The 16,641-nt window shown below is 68.1% G+C and carries 14 protein-coding genes, 1 tRNA gene and 2 pseudogenes; 10 read left to right on the forward strand and 7 right to left on the reverse strand.

All coding sequences use genetic code 11. The annotated features are described in order from the left end of the window. Positions 1 to 258: 258 nt before the first annotated feature. Genes J5V16_RS21805 through J5V16_RS21815 form a run of 3 tightly spaced genes read left to right on the forward strand, consistent with a single transcriptional unit; the run spans position 259 to position 1,078 of the window. The gene (locus tag J5V16_RS21805; RefSeq protein ID WP_208499096.1) at positions 259 to 510 is read left to right on the forward strand and encodes a hypothetical protein; all 252 of its coding nucleotides are present in this window, start codon (positions 259 to 261) and stop codon (positions 508 to 510) included. Then, positions 507 to 785, forward strand: a complete 279-nt coding sequence (locus J5V16_RS21810; RefSeq protein WP_208499097.1) for a hypothetical protein — start codon at positions 507 to 509, stop codon at positions 783 to 785. The genes J5V16_RS21805 and J5V16_RS21810 overlap by 4 nt, the downstream gene beginning before the upstream one ends. After that, entirely contained in the window at positions 782 to 1,078 is a 297-nt protein-coding gene (locus tag J5V16_RS21815; RefSeq protein ID WP_208499098.1) for a hypothetical protein, read from the forward strand. Before J5V16_RS21810 ends, J5V16_RS21815 begins: the two co-directional genes overlap by 4 nt. A gap of 12 nt (positions 1,079 to 1,090) precedes the next feature. Here J5V16_RS21815 and J5V16_RS25630 read toward each other — a convergent pair whose 3' ends face one another. Continuing rightward, positions 1,091 to 4,213, reverse strand: coding sequence for an ATP-binding protein (locus J5V16_RS25630; RefSeq protein WP_208499099.1), 3,123 nt, complete (start codon positions 4,211 to 4,213; stop codon positions 1,091 to 1,093). Continuing rightward, the gene (locus J5V16_RS21825) at positions 4,210 to 4,839 is read right to left on the reverse strand and encodes a hypothetical protein (RefSeq protein WP_208499100.1); all 630 of its coding nucleotides are present in this window, start codon (positions 4,837 to 4,839) and stop codon (positions 4,210 to 4,212) included. Before J5V16_RS21825 ends, J5V16_RS25630 begins: the two co-directional genes overlap by 4 nt. Positions 4,840 to 5,048: 209 nt before the next feature. On the opposite strand from J5V16_RS21825, the gene J5V16_RS21830 reads away from it, so the two are divergent. Genes J5V16_RS21830 through J5V16_RS21840 form a run of 3 tightly spaced genes read left to right on the forward strand, consistent with a single transcriptional unit; the run spans position 5,049 to position 9,077 of the window. Beyond that, positions 5,049 to 6,149: a CBS domain-containing protein gene (locus J5V16_RS21830; RefSeq protein ID WP_208499101.1), complete on the forward strand. Its 1,101-nt coding sequence runs from the start codon at positions 5,049 to 5,051 to the stop codon at positions 6,147 to 6,149. After that, complete coding sequence (locus tag J5V16_RS21835) at positions 6,146 to 7,594, forward strand: hypothetical protein (protein WP_208499102.1); 1,449 nt, start codon at positions 6,146 to 6,148, stop codon at positions 7,592 to 7,594. Before J5V16_RS21830 ends, J5V16_RS21835 begins: the two co-directional genes overlap by 4 nt. A 31-nt stretch (positions 7,595 to 7,625) precedes the next feature. Beyond that, positions 7,626 to 9,077, forward strand: coding sequence for a phospholipase D-like domain-containing protein (locus J5V16_RS21840; protein WP_208499103.1), 1,452 nt, complete (start codon positions 7,626 to 7,628; stop codon positions 9,075 to 9,077). 293 nt (positions 9,078 to 9,370) lie between these two features. Here J5V16_RS21840 and J5V16_RS21845 read toward each other — a convergent pair. The 4 genes and pseudogenes from J5V16_RS21845 to J5V16_RS21860 all read right to left on the reverse strand — a co-directional run. Beyond that, positions 9,371 to 9,443, reverse strand: a tRNA-Trp gene (locus tag J5V16_RS21845). A gap of 91 nt (positions 9,444 to 9,534) precedes the next feature. After that, positions 9,535 to 10,368, reverse strand: coding sequence for a MetQ/NlpA family ABC transporter substrate-binding protein (locus tag J5V16_RS21850; protein ID WP_208499104.1), 834 nt, complete (start codon positions 10,366 to 10,368; stop codon positions 9,535 to 9,537). A gap of 33 nt (positions 10,369 to 10,401) precedes the next feature. Continuing rightward, positions 10,402 to 11,055: a methionine ABC transporter permease gene (locus J5V16_RS21855; RefSeq protein WP_208499105.1), complete on the reverse strand. Its 654-nt coding sequence runs from the start codon at positions 11,053 to 11,055 to the stop codon at positions 10,402 to 10,404. Positions 11,056 to 11,108: 53 nt separating this feature from the next. Next, positions 11,109 to 11,819 (reverse strand): annotated as a pseudogene (locus J5V16_RS21860) (methionine ABC transporter ATP-binding protein); the annotation flags it as partial. Positions 11,820 to 12,089: 270 nt separating this feature from the next. Between J5V16_RS21860 and J5V16_RS21865 the strand changes: the two are divergent. The 4 genes from J5V16_RS21865 to J5V16_RS21880 are packed head-to-tail and all read left to right on the forward strand — an operon-like array spanning position 12,090 to position 15,754. Then, complete coding sequence (locus tag J5V16_RS21865; protein WP_208499107.1) at positions 12,090 to 13,391, forward strand: M16 family metallopeptidase; 1,302 nt, start codon at positions 12,090 to 12,092, stop codon at positions 13,389 to 13,391. Next, positions 13,388 to 14,698 carry a M16 family metallopeptidase gene (locus J5V16_RS21870; RefSeq protein WP_208499108.1) on the forward strand — a complete coding sequence of 437 codons (1,311 nt, stop codon included), beginning with the start codon at positions 13,388 to 13,390 and terminating at the stop codon, positions 14,696 to 14,698. The genes J5V16_RS21865 and J5V16_RS21870 overlap by 4 nt, the downstream gene beginning before the upstream one ends. Further along, complete coding sequence (nudC, locus tag J5V16_RS21875; protein WP_208499109.1) at positions 14,695 to 15,576, forward strand: NAD(+) diphosphatase; 882 nt, start codon at positions 14,695 to 14,697, stop codon at positions 15,574 to 15,576. Before J5V16_RS21870 ends, nudC begins: the two co-directional genes overlap by 4 nt. A gap of 7 nt (positions 15,577 to 15,583) precedes the next feature. Continuing rightward, the gene (locus J5V16_RS21880) at positions 15,584 to 15,754 is read left to right on the forward strand and encodes a hypothetical protein (protein WP_208499110.1); all 171 of its coding nucleotides are present in this window, start codon (positions 15,584 to 15,586) and stop codon (positions 15,752 to 15,754) included. Here the strand turns inward: J5V16_RS21880 and J5V16_RS25840 are convergent. Next, a pseudogene (locus tag J5V16_RS25840) lies at positions 15,709 to 16,584 on the reverse strand (EamA family transporter); the annotation flags it as partial. The gene J5V16_RS21880 and the pseudogene J5V16_RS25840 sit on opposite strands and share 46 nt — an antisense overlap. Positions 16,585 to 16,641: the final 57 nt, after the last annotated feature.

Consider the following 16,641-nt stretch of genomic DNA (forward strand, 5'->3'; position numbering starts at 1 on the left):
TAGAAGCGGCGCCGCCCGCTCCGGCGTCGACCGAAAACCCAAGGGGCCTAAGGAAAGCAAGAAGCCCGGGACGACCGGCCTAGACACTTCTGCCGTATAGGCGTGTCGCTGGTTGCTTCCCGGGCATTGCTGTGCAAAGGTTTCAGCACGCGTGTATCACGCGCCTTTCAGTTCCAACCGAATATCACGCGGCGGGCTGCCGCTCCTATCGCCAAACAAGTTCGGCAGCCCGCCCCTAACCCAGAGAGGAAACCTCCCGTGGCTTCGTTCAGCGTACGCTATGACCCCGTCCCCGCCTCGGTCAAAATCGACCTCGAACTCCACCGGCCCTACCGGACCTGGTTCGGTTTCGGCCGCCTGCGCTGCGAATGGTGCAACCACAAATGGGGCGCCCACGGCTGCCCGCGCCGCCGCTCCGCCGTCAAGCTGCTCGCAGCCCACATCAAGTCCGACTCTCTCCGAGACGTGCTCGCCGCGCTCGTCGGATTCTCGTGGGGAGGCGCGGCATGAACCCCGAACGCATCGTCCTGGGCCGCTTCACCCTCGAACACCGCCGCATCGAGGTCTACCAGCTCTCCGGAGGCTCCACCACCTCCGTCCGCCTGCGCCGCGTCGCACCCGAACCCGCCGTCGACCTCGGCTACATCAACCGGATCGGCTCCCCGTTCGCCCGGCTCCACCTCTACCGCGCCGAATGGGCGCCCGCCTTGCGCCGCAAGGCGAAAGAACACGCCGCCCAAATCTGGGCCCACGCCGCCCGCCACGAAGCGGAGGTCGAAGGATGACCCTCCACTTCATCGACCGCCTCCCGATGATCGGGACCGCCGACATCGACGGCCTCACCCTCACCTACGCCTGGGTCTGGCACCAGCCATGCCTGCGCATCACCTTCAACGGCCCCGACAACACCCTCCTCGGCCACGTCACCCACTTGGACGGCCTCCCACGCCTCGCCGCCGCCCCCACCGGGATGCCCTGGCTCAACCAGGCCGCACCCGCCCGCGCCGCCGCCGTCCTCGACCACGCCATCGACATCTGGCGCCGAAAGGAGGACATGTTCAGAACCTGCAACGGCTGACCCGGAGCGCCCTCAGCCCCGCGCCCTCCGCAGCACCTCCTCCTCCGCGAGTGCGGTGCCCGGATGGAAGCTCAGGCACATCGGCACCGCGGTCTTGCGGAACGGCACGCCCTCACTGGCCACATAGAACTGACCGGCCTTCAGCAGGGCGATATCCGGCACGGCGCCGGACCTCGCCCGGGCGAGCTCGCGAACCGCCTCGATGTGCGCGACGGTGTTGAGGAAGCCGTAGAACTGGGTGGCGCAGTTGCCGACGAGGTTCGGGTGGATGCCACGCGGCGACTGCGTCGCGAAGACCAGTCCGAGTCCGTACTTCCTGGCCTGCGAAGCCAGGGCGACCGTGGAATGGGTGCACGGCGTGGACCGGCCCGACGGGGCGAACGTCTGGGCTTCGTCCATCACATACAGGCCCTGCAACGGCCGGTCCCCGGCCGGATTGCGCTTCACCCAGGAGAACAGGGCCATCTGCAGTTGGTTGACGAAGCCCTGGCGGTCCTGCTCCTCCGGGAGACCGATGAAGTTGACCACCGAGATGCGGGCGCGCTTGCCGGGGGACGGAGTCAGCAGCGCCGCCGGGTCGAGCGGCTCGCCGTCGCCGCCGAACAGCGGGTCGTTCTCGCGCACCGCTTCCAGGGTCTGCGCCATGTCGTGGGCGAGCGCCGGGGCCTTCGCGATGGCGCTGGCATCGGCGGGGAAGTCGTTCAGCAGCCGCAGGTAGTCCTTGATGTCCCCGGTCGGGGTGCGATCGACGAACACCCGGAGCGCCGCCCGGAGCACCGCACGGCACTGTTCGTCCTTGCTTGTGCTGCCAGCGACTTTTGCGCGGGGTGCCATGACGGCGACCGCTGAGTCGACGGCGAGGCGGAACTCGTCGGGGTCGTCCGCCAGTGCGGTGAAGTCGGGGAGCGGGCGGAACGAGAGGGGGCGCCCGGTCTGCCGGCCGGGCGTCCACACCACGACCTCGGTCGCTTCGAGGAAGCGTTCGGCCATCGCGGCGTCACCGTCGTGCCAACTGGGAGGAGGTTCCGGCCAGGGGTCCGCCAAGCGGGCGAGGTCGTTGTTGGGGTCGAGCACGATCACCGAGATGCCTCTGAGGGCGCACTGCTCGATGAGCCGGCGCAGCTTCGCGGTCTTGCCCGACCCCGAACCGGCGAACACCGCGGTGTGCTTGGCGAGCGCGCTGACCCCGATCGCGATCGGGGCCGAGGATTCGGCGTCGAGTCCCAGCAGGAGGGGGGTTTGATGGCTCGGCGGGGCGGGCCCCTCGTCTCCGGACTTCGCGCGCCCGCTCTGCTTCGGCACGAGCACGGCGCGGACCACTGCGGTCGCGGAGGCCGGCTTGCGGGCCCGAAGCCAGGCGTCGAAGTCGCGATCGCCCTCTTTCCTCATGTCCTGCAAGGCGGCGAAGATGCGCAGCTCCTTCAAGAGATCGGCGGTGAGGATCCTGCCGCCGTTGCGGCGGAACGTTCGCTCGGTGGCGACGAACGTCGGCGTCCGGCTCCACTTCTGCGGGCGCAGCAGGACGGCGTTGCGGGGCCCGTTCTGGAAGGTGAGCTCGGCGTCGCCGGCGAGCTTGCGGGCGCGGCTCTGGATCGACTTCCAGTGGCTTGAGGTCACCGTGCGGACGGTGAGCTTCTCGACGGTCTCGCTGGTCTCGTCGATCTCGCGGACGAGTCGCACATGCCAGCCGAGGTAGTCGCTGGAGCCGGGTCTGAAGTGCTCGTTCTTGACCACCTGCCAGTCGTGCTCGGCCCCGGTCTCGATGAGCGCGCAGGTGAAGGCCGTGAAGAGCAGATCGGGGACGGCGGAGTCCTCGCCGGTCCTGTTGAAGACGTGGTCGACGGTTGCGGTGCCGAGCAGTTCCTTGTATCGGGCGTCGAGCGACGCCAGCGCGTCCGGCTCGATCGGCTGCGGAGGCGTGATCGGCCTGCCGGTCGCCTCGAAGGTCCCCAGCTCGGCGACCGCTTCCGAGTTGAGGCACTCCTCGACATGGTCGCGGATGCGCTGTAGAAGGATCCGCGGGCGGAATTGGCCCGGGGTCTCTTCGAACGCCTCCGGCTTGATCGGCCAGGTGGGGTAGGGGGCCTGGAAGTCGATCTGCTCGAACGCGATCCGGAGGCGCTCGGCCGCCAGGTCCCGTGCGGCCTCGGCGGAAGGCAAGTCCTTGAACGTGACCTTCGGGTGGAATCGGTCCTTCGCGGTTCCGGAGGCCCAGATGTCGAATCGTTCCCAGGCGAGGGGCTGACAGGCCAGTACGAGCGCGGCCCGGCGGAGTCCTTGCCGCAGGTCCATGAGCCCTTCGCCAAGGTCGGTGAGGAGGTCTCCCCGCGGCGCGATACCGGCGGACTGCTGTTGCGAAGTGCCGTGGTCCGCCTGCTGCACCAGCTCGTCCACCTGGTCGACACTCACCAGCATCCCCGCGACCGTGGCGATGAGCTGGGAGACGCCGATCGCGACTCGTTGCGGGTCGGGCTCGGCTGCGCCGAGCCTCCATTCCTTGCGGAATTCGGCGTCGGAATCTGCGGTGGCACTCAGGTACGCGAGTCCGATGTCCTCGGTGTCAGGGTCCCTCGTGTTCGCGAGTGTGAGAGCGATCGCCGCGCGGCGCGCGTCCGCGCTGAGATGCTCGTACTTCTGGAGCAGGGCCTGGGTGAATTGATTGGTGTCGAGTGGAGTGAGGTTCTTGCCGTTCATCAGCAACTCGCGGCTCTCCGCGGGCAGGTCGGCGGCGGCGGTGAGCTTGTCGAGCAGGAACAGCCGCTGGCTCGGCGCATGCGCGTGCGGTCTCCCGAGCGCATCGACGATGCGGAGGCACAGGGTCGGCCAGAAGCCGCGCCCGCGTGAGGGCTCGAAGGCCACGAACACCCCGCCGGACTCCTGGACGTACTGCCTGCCCCAGCTAAGGGTGTGCGTCTTTCCGGAACCTTTGGGACCCACGATCGGAAGGATCTGAGCGCTGTGCTGCCCGCGCTGCACGACCAAGTCGATGTTTGCGCGCAGAACGTCGATGACCTGGCTGTTCACGGCTTCTGAGTGGCCGGGGATCCCGTCCCACAACTGGTCGGTGTTGGGGGTGAGGGTGGAGGAGAGAACGAGCCGCAGTTCCCGGAGCGCGGCGAGCTGGTCCGTGGTCACAGAGGCCTGCCGATCGCTATGAGGTGGCGGTCCTCGCCTCCGATGCTGATGGCGGCGGCATGGTCTTCGATGGTGATGCTGCGGCGGTTCTCCTCGGGAATGAGAGTGACGTCCTCGGCGATGTGGAGGTCGTGGATGAGCCGGTCCAGGGAGTCTCGCTCGACACCGTCGAGTTTCTGGCGGAGATCGGTGAGAGAGACCCATTCCCCTGGTTTGGAGGCGAGCGCGAAATACGCCGTGCTCAGCCCTTCCTTGGTCGCCGGCTTGGATTCGGTGGGCGGCGTGAGTTGATCGAAGACATCCAGATTGTTGGCGGACAGTATCTCGGCCAGCCGCTGGAACATGCCCTGGCCGATGCGGTGGCCTCTGCTCGCGGTCGAGTCGGGGCCGGTCCGAAACGCCGCTCGGCACAGCTCGCGGCCCTCCTCCGTCAATTCGAGATCGAAGGGGGCGTTACCGCTCTTGCGGCTGCTGGAGATGTATCCGCTCGCTTCGAGAGTGGTTCTCGGTGTGCCCACGATCGTAATTTGATAGCGCTGCTTGAGCTGAGTGTTCGAGGCCGATCCGCCGAAACTCGCCAAGGCGATGAGTTTATCAAGTTGATCTTGGTTGAGTTCAGATGGCATGGGGCGTCCAATGCTCGGAGGAGTGGGGGTACGAGTCAGTCCGACGGCCACCCATCATACTCAGCCCAGCGGAGTTCCGGAAGTGCCGATTTCGGATCTGATCAAGATCATTTTCATTGGAGCAGAACAGGGGTTGCCCGATGGCGCACACTGCTTTACAGTGGTGGGTCGAACTTCCTCCCCCATCGAGTCGCGCATGGAGCCCCCTCATGATCCGCCGACAGGTGAAGCGTGTGTCCTCATTGGATAACGTGGTACGCAATTCCGGACAATCGACCCCTGAGGTCGATCTCGACCCGAAAAAAGGGCCCGAATGGCTCCTCGACCTGGCCCTGGAGCGCGGGCCGGACCGACCGGTGCGCCTCAAGGTGGAGCACTTGATCGCCTTCTGGCAGGCGGGAATCCTCTCCGTCCCGACGATTCTGCGCATCCTGGAGGAACTCGAACGGCGCGGTCTCTCGGTGGAACCCGACCTGCGCGGTCTCGGGCTCTCCGCAGTTGTCGAGATTCGCCGGGCCGGACAAGCCGCTTCTCAGGACTCCACGCGGATCGGTTATTGCATCGGCGACGTCCCCGCCGCCAGATCAGGCCTCAACTGCGTGGACTGGGACCAACCGGTGACCGCGATGTTCGACGAGATTGCCCGGAGCCGGCGCGACTACGTCGGCGTCACCGACGAAGACGGGCGCCTCATGGGATGCGTGGGCCTGATCGAGGTGACCAGCGCGATGCACGCCTCTCCCGAGACGCCCGCGGCCCAGGTCGTCGTGCGGCCGCAACTCGACGTGGACGCGTCCGAGATGCTCTTCAATTGGACCGGCGCGATCATCGAGCGCGGGTTCGTGTGCGTGGTCGACGAGACCGGAGCGGTGACCGGGGCGGTGAACTGCGCGGACGTCACCGCTGAGCACCAGCGCCGCATGAAGCCGCTGTCGCAGATCGAGGAGATCGAGGTCCGCCTGCGCAACCTCCTCCCCGACGAGATCGATGTGACCTACCGCAAGGGCCGCAGGGAGTTCACCACGCGGAAGCGCACTGACCAACTCACCTTCGGCGACTACGTCACCCTGATCCGCAAGGGCGGAATCTTCCGGGAGCTCGGCCCGAGTTTCCCGGTGGCGCGCTTCGGCGAAGCGGTCGATCGGGTCCGGGTCATCCGGAACGCTGTCTTCCACCATCGGCCGGGCCGGCCGAATCAGGACGACGAGTCCGAGCTCGAAGCCCTCTTGCGAACCCTCGAAGTCTTCAGCGGTGTGCTGAACCGGCGCCGCACCGACTCTTCCCCGAACGAGCGGAGGCGGCGCAATTGAGCCGGGAAATAAAGGCAAAGTACCTGCAACTCAAGCAAATCCTGGCCAACGAGGAGATCTACGGGGTAGACAGGACTGCAATGGACCGCGCCCGGCGGTTCCGCATCGAGCAGATCCTGCCCGCGGTCATCAAGAACATCAGGGAGACCTGGGTCCAGCCGACCAAAGACCCAGTGGATCTCCTCGTGAGCCTGTCGGGCCATTCTCCCGAAACCACCGTCGTCGCCTTCGAGATGCTCCGCCCTGAGCGGCTCCTGGTCCTCCAGTCTGAGGCCGCTGAACAGAGCATCGACATGATCATGAAGTACGCGAGTGTGCCCCTTTCCCGGCTAGAGCCGCGCAGGGTCGATCCCAACGATCCACTCTCGACCTATGTGCACGTCAAGGAAGCGGCCGAACGGATTCGGAAGCGCACCGGGCGCGACGCGAACGTCGTCATCGACATCACCGGTGGCAAGAAGATCATGAGCGCCGCCGCCGCTTTGGCTGCCAGCCAACTCGACCTCCAAATGTGCTACATCGACGGCAATCGCTACGACTCGTCGCTCCGGCAACCGGTCCCCGGCACCGAGCGCCTAGTCCTCCTTCCCAACCCGACCGAGATCTTCATGGAACGGGAGATGGACAAGGCCTGCACCCTGCTCGCCTACGGGGACTTCCCCGCCAGCCACCGGCGGTTCGCCGAGATCGCCGAGAAGACCGACCGGTCCTCCCGGGCGCGGTTCGGCAGGGACCTCGCCCACTGCTACAGCGCCTGGTGCAACTTCGACATCCGGAAGCTCCAAGACCGGGCCGATGCACTTCGCAAGCGGCTCGACGACCCCAGATACCAGCCGCCGCAGCAGATCCGTGAAAGGATCGAACTCCAGCTCGGCTTCCTAGCGGCACTCTCCGCCGACCCCGACGGCATCCACGCGACGCTGAACTACTTCCTCATCGCCTGCCACTACCGCGGACGAGAACAGCACGAGCTTGCGGCGCAGCTTTACTACCGAACGCTCGAACACCTCCTTGGAAGAAGCCTCAATGACAGGGCTGAAGGCTTCCGTTCCGATTCCCCTGACTGGACGCTGCTCAGCGACGACCGTGTCGAACTCGAGCGGCGCTTCCGACAAATCGGCCGGAGGGTCTACCGGACTGATGACGTTCCGCTGCCCGGCCGGATCGGGATGATGGACGCGGCGCTGCTGCTGCATGCACTCGACGACCCGGTGATGCCCGCGATCGGGCTGGGCGATGAGCGGTCCATTGCCTCCCTCATGCGGCAGGCCGAGATCCGCAATCGGAGCGTGCTCGCACACGGCTCGCAGAACGTGGACCCGGAGACCAGTCTCCAGTTCGAGGGCTACGTCTGGGATCGGCTGCTCGGATACTGGTCGCGGCACTCAGACCTTCCGAAACTCGGCGCCTACATAGCATCGCTCCGGTTCGTCGACCGCATTTGAATCCCGAGGCGGAGATGGGAAGGTGATGGCGGTGGAGGAGATATTCGACACCAGCGCTCTGCGGGTGCCGGGCAACTACTTCATTGTCCGGGCGGACCGGCCGGAACGCACGCCCTTCGAAGGCCCGGCCGAATCCGCCTTCGACGATTACCGGCACAGCCACACATATGTGGCCGGTGGTTCCACCACCCGTGATGACCTCCTCGGTTTGATCGAGGATGCGAGGGAGGAGGTCCTCGTCGTCAGCTACCTGATCGGCGACGAGACGTTAAGTCGAGCTCTGGAGAATGCGGCAGCGCGTTTGGAAGGCCGGGTCAGAGTTCTGGTGGATCTCAAAGGACGCCGGCTCGGCGACGATCCCTTCGAAGCCGCCCAGCGGCGGAGGTTCGAGAAGCTGGCAGCTTGCGGTGTCGCGATCCGAAGTTATCCCGGTTGCCACGCCAAGTTCGCGATCATCGATGACCGGAGCGCTCTCGTCCACAGCGCCAATTTCATGTCTAGGGCATTCGACGTCACAGGCGAAAACGGGGTAGTCATCCAAGATCCGGCGGCCCTCGCGGACGTTGCCCGATTCTTCCAGCGGGTCTGGCGCGGAGCCCTGTGGGAGATGGATTCGACCGGTGCAGGAGCAACGGTGCTGCGCAGTCCTGAGACGGTCCAGTTCCCTACCGGTCCCGGTACTCTGACTCGTCCGGTCCCCGGCTTGATCTGGACTTTCCACGAAGAGCACTTCATCCTGGACACCGTCATCGAGCTCATCGACTCCGCCGAGCGAGAGTTGCTTCTGGCGACCTTCAATCTCAGCGGCATGTCAGCCCGGCCGGACCTTCTTCACGACCGTCTTCGCAGAGCGATCGCACGCGGAGTGACAGTGAACCTTCTATTGAGAGCCCAGAGCGGATCTGAAGCCGGACATGAAGCCGCGACGCTCCAGGACTTCGGGGTCAATCTCTACCCCTGCTCCCTCAACCACGCGAAAGGCATCGTGGCCGACCGGAGGCGAGGTGCGCTGTTCTCAGCGAACCTTGACGCCCGCTACGGACTGGAACGAGATGTCGAGCTCGGCATCCGGCTCGACGGCACTTCGGCGCTGGGCGACGTGGTCCGCTTCTTCGAGCACTCAATGATCGAGCACGATCGGGTGCTGGTTCGAGACCCCGACTCCCTCACCCTGTCCGAGGGTTGGAACCTGGGGCCATGGCCGCTCGCGGGGCAAGTGGAAATCACCGCACGAACCTCGGAGTGGGCGAGCTTCTGTGAAACCGAATCCGGTCCGGTGCTCTTCGAGAGTGGCCAGGACGACCTGCTCCTCTTCGCGGGAGAACGCGCTTGGCGCCTGCGCCGGGGCTCGGGGCATCCAGGCCACTTGCTCGACCGAGCTTCGGACGAGGACTGCGACGCCATGAGACGCCTGTCCGCCCTGCGCCCGAACGACGCGGGAATCGGAATCTGCACCGCGGTGTTCCATCGAGGATCTCAATAGGGCAGATCGCGGTTCGGAGCCACGAGTCGAAATCAATCGTGCGGCAGGACAACCAGAGACGACAGCGCCGGGAGCCGCTGCGTATGGGTGATGGACAGGAAGGCGGCCGAAGCGTCGTCCTGGGAGAAATAGCTGTAGGCCCTGCGTCAACCGCATCCAGTCGGCGGATCGAATCGCGCGCTGCCATAGTCGGCGATCGGGAATGCTCTCGCGATCGCGTCACAACCGCCGGCTGTTCCCGCAGATGGAAACGAATCAGGCCCGGACCATCTGGTCCGGGCCTTTTGAATCTGCAGGAGTGACAGGACTCGAACCTGCAACCCTCGGTTTTGGAGACCGATGCGCTACCAATTGCGCCACACTCCTTCGGCCGTTCCGGTCGCCCGGCCTGGCCGCAACTATCTTACGTGTTGCGGATCGGCCGGTGCAACCGGGTAGCCGGGGGTGTTTTCGCAGGTTAGGAGGCCGGGATGACGGAGCCGTCGGTCCAGGTCTCGAGGATGTACTGCTTGACCTCGTCGGACTGGAGGAGCTCGCCGAGCTTCTTGATGTCGGCGTTGTCGGCGTTCGCGGCCGTGGTCACCAGGTAGTTCGCGTACGGGTTGTTCTCGGCGGACTCGCTGGCGATGGCGTCCTCGGCCGGGCTCAGTTCCGCTTCGAGGGCGTAGTTGCCGTTGATGACGGCGGCGTCCACGTCTTCGAGGGCGCGGGGGAGCTGGGCGGCCTCGACGGCCACGAACTCCAGGTTGCGCGGGTTGTCCGCGATGTCGTCTTCGGTGGCGGTGGTCACGTCGACGCCGTCGGCGAGGGTGATCAGGCCCGCGTCCTGCAGGAGTGCGAGGGCGCGGCCGCCGTTGGACGGGTCGGCCGGGATCGCGATCTGAGCGCCGTCGCCGAGGTCGGCGACCGAGGCGGCGGTGTTGGCGTACAGGGCCAGCGGCTCGATGTGGACCGGGGCGATCTCGACCAGGTCGGTGCCCTGGGCCGCGTTGTCCTCTTCCAGGTAAGGCAGGTGCTGGAAGAAGTTCGCGTCGGTCGAGCCGTCCGCGGTCGACGGGTTGATCTGCAGGTAGTCGCTGAACTCCTCGATCTCGATCGTCAGACCCGCCTCTTCGGCAAGGTTGTCCTGCACGAACTGCAGGATCTGGGCGTGCGGGACGGACGTCGCGGCGACGACGACCGTGCCGTTGGTCTCAGTGGCCTCCGAGCCGCCGTCGTTGCCGCAGGCGGCCAGGGTCAAAGCGGCTGCCGTGGCGACGGATGCGCCCACGAGGGCACGACGATTGAACATGGTGTTCTCCTAAAGGAAGGTAGGGAAATAACGTCAGCGGCGGTCGAGGGTGCGGGCGCACCGGTCGCCGAGGATCTGGAAGAGCTGCACGAGCACGACGAGGATGACCAGGGGCCAGATCATGTACTCGGTCTCGAAGCGCTGGTAGCCGTAGCGGTAGGCGAGGTCGCCCAGGCCGCCGCCGCCCACGATCCCCGCCATCGCGGAGTACGAGACGATCGCGACCAGCGTCACGGTGAAGCCCCTGATGAGGCCCGGCGTGGCTTCGGGGAGCACGACGCGCCACACGAGCGCGGGCGTGCTGGCGCCCATCGAGCGGGCCGCCTCGATGAGGCCCGGCTGGACTTCGAGGAGCGCGCCTTCGACGAGGCGCGCGAAGAACGGGATCGACGCGACCGTGAGCGGCACGATCGCCGCCTCGGTGCCGATGCTCGTGCCCGTGATCAAGCGGGTCAGCGGCACGACCGCGACCATGAGCAGCACGAACGGGGCGCTCCGGCCGATGTTGACGATCAAGCCGAGCGGCGCGTTCACCACCGCGATCGGCTTCGGGCCGGTCGCGGACGTGATGTAGAGGATCGTCCCGAGCAGGAGCCCGCCCAGGAGCGTGAACGCCCCCGAGACCGCCACGATGTGCAGCGTCTCCCAGAACGCCTCGGTCATCAGTTCGACGAGTCGGTCCGTCATCGGGCCACCTCCTCGCCGAGCAGGCGGGCCGCGAGGCGCCGGGCCTGGCCGCCCAGGCGCGAGTCCGGGTCGGCGAGCAGTTCGGGAACGGCGCCGATCTCCACGAACCGGCCCTCCTCCATCACCGCCGCGCGGTGGCAGATACGGGTGATCACCTCGAGCTCGTGCGTGATGAGCAGGATCGTGAGCCCGAGTTCGCGGTTGAGCCGCGCCAGGAGGTCGAGGATCTCGTCCGTCGTGTCCGTGTCGAGCGCGCTAGTCGCCTCGTCGGAGAGGAGGACGGCGGGATTCGCGGCGAGCGCGCGGGCGATCGCCAGGCGCTGGCGCTGCCCGCCGGAGAGCTGCCCCGGGTAGGCCTTCGCCTTGTCGGAGAGGCCCACGAGGTCGAGCAGTTCGAGCGCGCGCTCGCGGCGGGCGGCGCGCGGGACGCGGCGGAACCGCAGAGGCAGGGCCACATTGGATGCCGCGTTGCGGTTCGACAGGAGGTTGAAGTGCTGGAAGATCATCGCGGTCTTGGCCCGCGACGCCCGGAGATCGCGCCCGCGAAGCTGGGAGAGCTCGACGCCGTCGACCTCGACCGTGCCCGAGTCGGGCCGGGTGAGGAGGTTGACGGTGCGCAGGAGCGTCGACTTGCCGGCGCCGGAGCGGCCGAGGATGCCGAAGATCTCACCGGGGGCGACGTCGAGGTCCACCCCGTCGAGGGCGACCACGTCGCCGAAGCGCTTGGTCACGCCGGACAGGCGGATGCTGGGTCTCGGTTCCATGAGGAAGGAAGATCGCTTTCGCTGGGGAAGATCGCCGCTTCGGGGCGCGGCGGTGCAGGGACCCTCAGCAGGCGCACATTCGGCAGCACGGCGCGGCGGCGCCGGTGGCGTCGCTGATGCGTCCGAGGTGCTGCGCGTTCATAGCCTAGAAGTCAAGCAGGAGTTCGTGCCGTCTCCAAGCTTCTGTGACGAACGCCGCGCCGCACCGGGAGCACGCGCTGGAACGGCGCTGGCACAGGATGGACACCGAGCTGAGATAGGGTTCCGTCCATGACTGTTGCGACGATTCCCGCCCCGGCGTTCGCGATCGAGCGGTTCAAGCTCGCCAACGGGCTGCGGGTGGTCCTCGCGCCGGACCCCGGGGCTCCTGTGGTCGGCGTCGCCGTGGTGTACGACGTCGGGATGCGCTCCGAGCCCGAGGGCCGGACCGGCTTCGCCCACTTGTTCGAGCACATGATGTTCCAGGGCTCCCACAACGTCGGCAAGGCCGAGCACATGCGGCACGTCCAGTCGGCGGGCGGCACCTTCAACGGCTCGACCCACATCGACTACACCGATTACTTCAACCTCCTCCCGTCCAACGGCCTGGAGCTGGCGCTGTTCCTCGAGTCCGACCGCATGCGCGGCCCGGCGATCACCGAGGAGAACCTGGCGAACCAGGTATCCGTGGTGAAGGAGGAGATCCGCGTCAACGTCCTCAACCGCCCTTACGGCGGCTTCCCGTGGATCAAGCTCCCGCCGGTCATGTTCGACACGTTCGCGAACTCGCACGACGGCTACGGCTCGTTCGTCGACCTCGACGCCGCCACGGTGGACGACGCGAAGTCGTTCTTCAACGCCTATTACCCGGCTTCGAACGCGGTCCTCTCGGTCGCGGGCGACTTCGACCTCGCCCAGGCCCGCGAGCTCGTCGAGCGCCACTTCGGGAGCGTCGAGGCGCGCCCCGCGCCGGTGCACCCGTCCTTCGACGAACCCGACCTCAGTGCTGAACGCCGCGTCTCGTACACGGACGAGCGCGCGACCCTCCCGGCCGCCGCGATCGCCTGGCGGGTCCCCGACCCGGTGACGGAGCTCGACGAGTTCCTGCCGTACGTGGTCCTCGGTGAGCTCCTCACCGACGGCGACGCCTCGCGCCTGGTCGAGCGGCTCATCCACACCGACCGCACCGCCACCGCCGTAGCCGCCCACACCACCTTCATGGCCGAGCCGTTCGCGTCGCGCGGCCCGACGGTGATGCTGGTGCAGGCGTTCCTGCCGCCCGGCACCGTCGTCGACACCGTGCTCGGCACGGTCCAGGAGGAGCTGGCCCGCATTGCCGAAGGCGTCGACGAGGCCGAGCTCGACCGCGTGAAGGCCCGCGTCGCCGCTCAGCTGCTGCGCGGCGACGACTCGGTGATGGGGCGCTCGCGCCGTTTCGCGACCGCCGAGATCTTCCACGGCGACGCCGCGATGTCGACCCGATTCCCCGCCCTGCTCGGCGAGGTCACCGCCGAATCGGTCGCCCGCGCCGCCGCCGCGCTGACGCCGAACCGCCGCGCCGTTCTCGAAGTCATTCCGGGAGGAAACCAGTGAGCAACGTCATTCCCGGTCTCGCACCGGAAGTCCCGCTGTCCCTGCCGGTCCCCGTCGAGCGGACCCTCCCGAACGGGCTCCGGGTGCTGCTCACCCGCCGCCCCGGTGTCCCGCTCGCCGAGGTGCGGCTCTCCATCCCGGCCGCGCACGTCGACCTCGCGACCGCCGACCTGCTCTCGGCCGCGCTCTTCTCCGGGACAGAGACCAATTCGATGACCGAGATCGCCCAGCGCCTCCAGGGCGTCGGCGGCGCGCTCGGCGCCGGGGCCGACCCGGACCGGATCGCCGTGTCCGGCAACAGCCTCGCGACCGGCCTGCCCGAGCTCCTCGAAGTCCTCGGCGACCTCCTCAAGGCCGCCGAGTACCCCGAGGGCCCGCTCGAGGTCGAGCGCTCGCGCATCATCGACGGCCTCTCGGTCGCCGAGCAGCAGCCCGACTTCCAGGTCAACCGCGTCCTCGACGCGCGCCTGTGGGACGGCCACCCGTACGGCCACCAGCAGCCGACCGCCGCCGAGGTCGAGGCGGTCGGGCGCGACGCGGTCCTGGCGCTGCACGCCGCCCGCGTCCACCCGGTCGGGGCGCGCCTGATCATCGTGGGGGACATCGACACCGACGCGGCCTACGCCGCCGTCGAGAAGGCCCTCGGCGACTGGAACGGCGCGAGCGAACCGCGTCGCATGGAGCCGCTGCCCGTGCTCGTCCCCGGCCCGCTCGTCCTGGTGGACCGGCCCGGCTCGGTGCAGTCCGCGATCCGCGTCGCCTACGCGGCTGTGGAGCGCACGCACCCCGACAACGCCGCGCAGCACCTCGCGAACCTCGTCTTCGGCGGCTACTTCTCCTCGCGCCTGGTCATGAACCTGCGCGAGACCAAGGGCTACGGCTACTCGCCGCGGTCCCGTGTGGACCACTCGCCGGCCGGCTCCATCCAGCTCGCGGCCGTCGACGTCGCGACCGAGGTCACCGGTCCCGCGCTCGAAGAGGTCCGCTCCGAGCTGCGCGGCATGGCCGAGCGCCCGCCCGCCGCCGACGAGCTCGATCTGGCCCGCCGCTACGCGCTCGGCTCGGTCAAGCTCGCCACCGCCACCCAGGCCGGCATCGCCAACTACATCTCGGTGCTCGCCGCCTCGGACCTGCCGCTGGCCTGGCTCGCCGAGCACTCCGAGCGCATCCGCGAGGTCACGCCCGAGGACATCCAGCGGGTCGCGGCCGAACGGCTCGACCCCGACCGGGCGGTCACCGTCGTCCTCGGCGACGGCGCCGAGATCCGCGAACCGCTCGCCGGGTTCGGGGAGATCGAAGCCGCATGAGCCACCCGCCCTTGGCGATCGACGTGCTCGACCGGCTCGGCGAGCACCGCGGCGACGACGAATGGCTCACGGCCGCTTGGGAGCAGGCGCAGATCGTCGTCTGCGACCCGGTGAACGAGCGCATCGCCGCCGACGAGGACGGCCTGCACTACTTCGACGCGGACACCGCGCCCGAAGGGCAGCGCGTCTACCTCGGCGGCGAGCACCCGCCCGTGTTCACCGTCCTCGCCGACCTGCCCGACGGCCTGCCGGGCCGCTGGATCAGGCCCGACTGGGACCGCCGCGACCTCGCGATCGCCGTGCAGGCCATCGCGATCGCCCACTGGCACGCGACCTACCGGTTCCACCCGACCACCGGCGAGCCCCTGACCGCCCGCCAGGCGGGCTGGGAGCTCGCGGCCGACTCGGGCCGCCCGGTCTTCCCGCGCACCGACCCGGCCGTGATCGTCCTCATCGACGACGGCGCCGACCGCGTGCTGCTCGCCCAGCACCGCCGCTACTCCGGCGCGCCGAAGACCGGCCCCGCCGCGGTCCGGAGCGGCCGGTACGCGTGCATCGCCGGGTTCGTCGAGCCCGGCGAATCCGCCGAGGCGGCCGTGCACCGCGAGGTGGGCGAGGAGATCGGCATCAAGATCGACCGGCTCGCGTACGTCTCGAGCCAGCCGTGGCCCTACCCGCGCTCGCTCATGCTCGCCTACCGTGCCACCGCCGACCCGGCGCAGCAGCTCGTCCTGCAGGCCGAGGAGATCTCGGACGCGCGCTGGTTCACGCGCGACGAGGTGCGGCAGATGTGGGTCGACACGGAGGACTCGACGCCGAGCGCCGTGCGGATCTCCATCGCGCGCTTCCTGATCGACGCCTGGCTGGCCGAGGGATAAGACTTTAGTGACGGCCGCTTCGGCGGTCTCGTCCGGCGCCGCGGTCTTTACGGCGACGGCGCGCTGCGCGGTGAAGACGCCGGCGATGACGACGACGCCGCCGATGATCTGCGGCACCGTCAGCGCCTCACCGAGCAGCGCCCATGCCGAGAGCGAGGCGATCACAACCTCGGCGTAGCCGATGCCGCCGGCGACCGGCGCGGTGATGAACCGCAGCCCGCTGAGGCCCAGGCCGTACGCGAGCGCCGTGCAGCCGATGAGCAGCATCACACTGACGAGGCCGGTGGTCGTCATGCCGCCGAGCGAGACATCGTCGGAGAGGGCCTCCCAGTCGAGCGCCCACGGGGCCGCGAAGGGCGCCAAGGCGACCGCGCCGACGGCGAAGCCGACCGCGAGCAGCACGCGCACGTCGACCTTCGCGGTGAGCTTTTCACCCGAGAGGAAGTACGTGGCCTGGCAGGCGGCCGCGGCCGAGCCCGCGACGAGGCCGACCGCGTCGAGGCGCAGCCCCGACCAGACCTCGACCACGATGCACAGGCCCGCGATGCTCAGGAGCGTCCCGATGACCGCCGCGCGCGGCAGCAGCGTGCGGCGCACGAACCGCACCCACGCGACGACCACGATGGGGCCCATGAACTCCAGAAGCAGCGCGATGCCGACGGGCAGCCGCTCGACCGCGATGAAGTAGAAGGCCTGCACCGCGGCGATCGCGGTGAGGCCGAACAGGACCAGCCCGCCCCACGGCAGGCGCTCGTCCTTGCCGCGCAGCCGCAGCAGCGGCACGAGGGCGGCCGCGATCGCGATGAGGCCGACGCCGCAGATGCGGAGCCACGTGACCTGGATCGGGGTGAGCCCGGCTTGGATCACGACCTTCCCGAAGGGGCCGCAGACGCCGAAGAAGAGCGAGGCGGCGAGAACGAGGGTGACGCCGAGGGCGGCGCGGGGTGACGACATATGGGCTCCAGTGCTCACAATCGGTGCATAAGAAAAGGCCCGGGACGGATCCATCCCGGGCCTGAATGCTTAGCGACCACCCCTCGAAGTCGCTAAGCAAGCTTGACGAGT

Origin of the sequence: Glycomyces niveus (assembly GCF_017592475.1) — a bacterium.
GTDB classification, from domain to species: domain Bacteria; phylum Actinomycetota; class Actinomycetes; order Mycobacteriales; family Micromonosporaceae; genus Glycomyces; species Glycomyces niveus.

Bases quoted from the DNA above. Each gene is read 5' to 3' on its own strand.
- J5V16_RS21815 (WP_208499098.1), top strand. From the start codon at position 782: ATGACCCTCCACTTCATCGACCGCCTCCCGATGATCGGGACCGCCGAC.
- J5V16_RS21810 (WP_208499097.1), top strand. From the start codon at position 507: ATGAACCCCGAACGCATCGTCCTGGGCCGCTTCACCCTCGAACACCGC.
- J5V16_RS21865 (WP_208499107.1), top strand. From the start codon at position 12,090: ATGACTGTTGCGACGATTCCCGCCCCGGCGTTCGCGATCGAGCGGTTC.
- J5V16_RS21825 (WP_208499100.1), bottom strand. From the start codon at position 4,839: ATGCCATCTGAACTCAACCAAGATCAACTTGATAAACTCATCGCCTTG.
- J5V16_RS21830 (WP_208499101.1), top strand. From the start codon at position 5,049: ATGATCCGCCGACAGGTGAAGCGTGTGTCCTCATTGGATAACGTGGTA.
- J5V16_RS21855 (WP_208499105.1), bottom strand. From the start codon at position 11,055: ATGACGGACCGACTCGTCGAACTGATGACCGAGGCGTTCTGGGAGACG.
- nudC (WP_208499109.1), top strand. From the start codon at position 14,695: ATGAGCCACCCGCCCTTGGCGATCGACGTGCTCGACCGGCTCGGCGAG.
- J5V16_RS21850 (WP_208499104.1), bottom strand. From the start codon at position 10,368: ATGTTCAATCGTCGTGCCCTCGTGGGCGCATCCGTCGCCACGGCAGCC.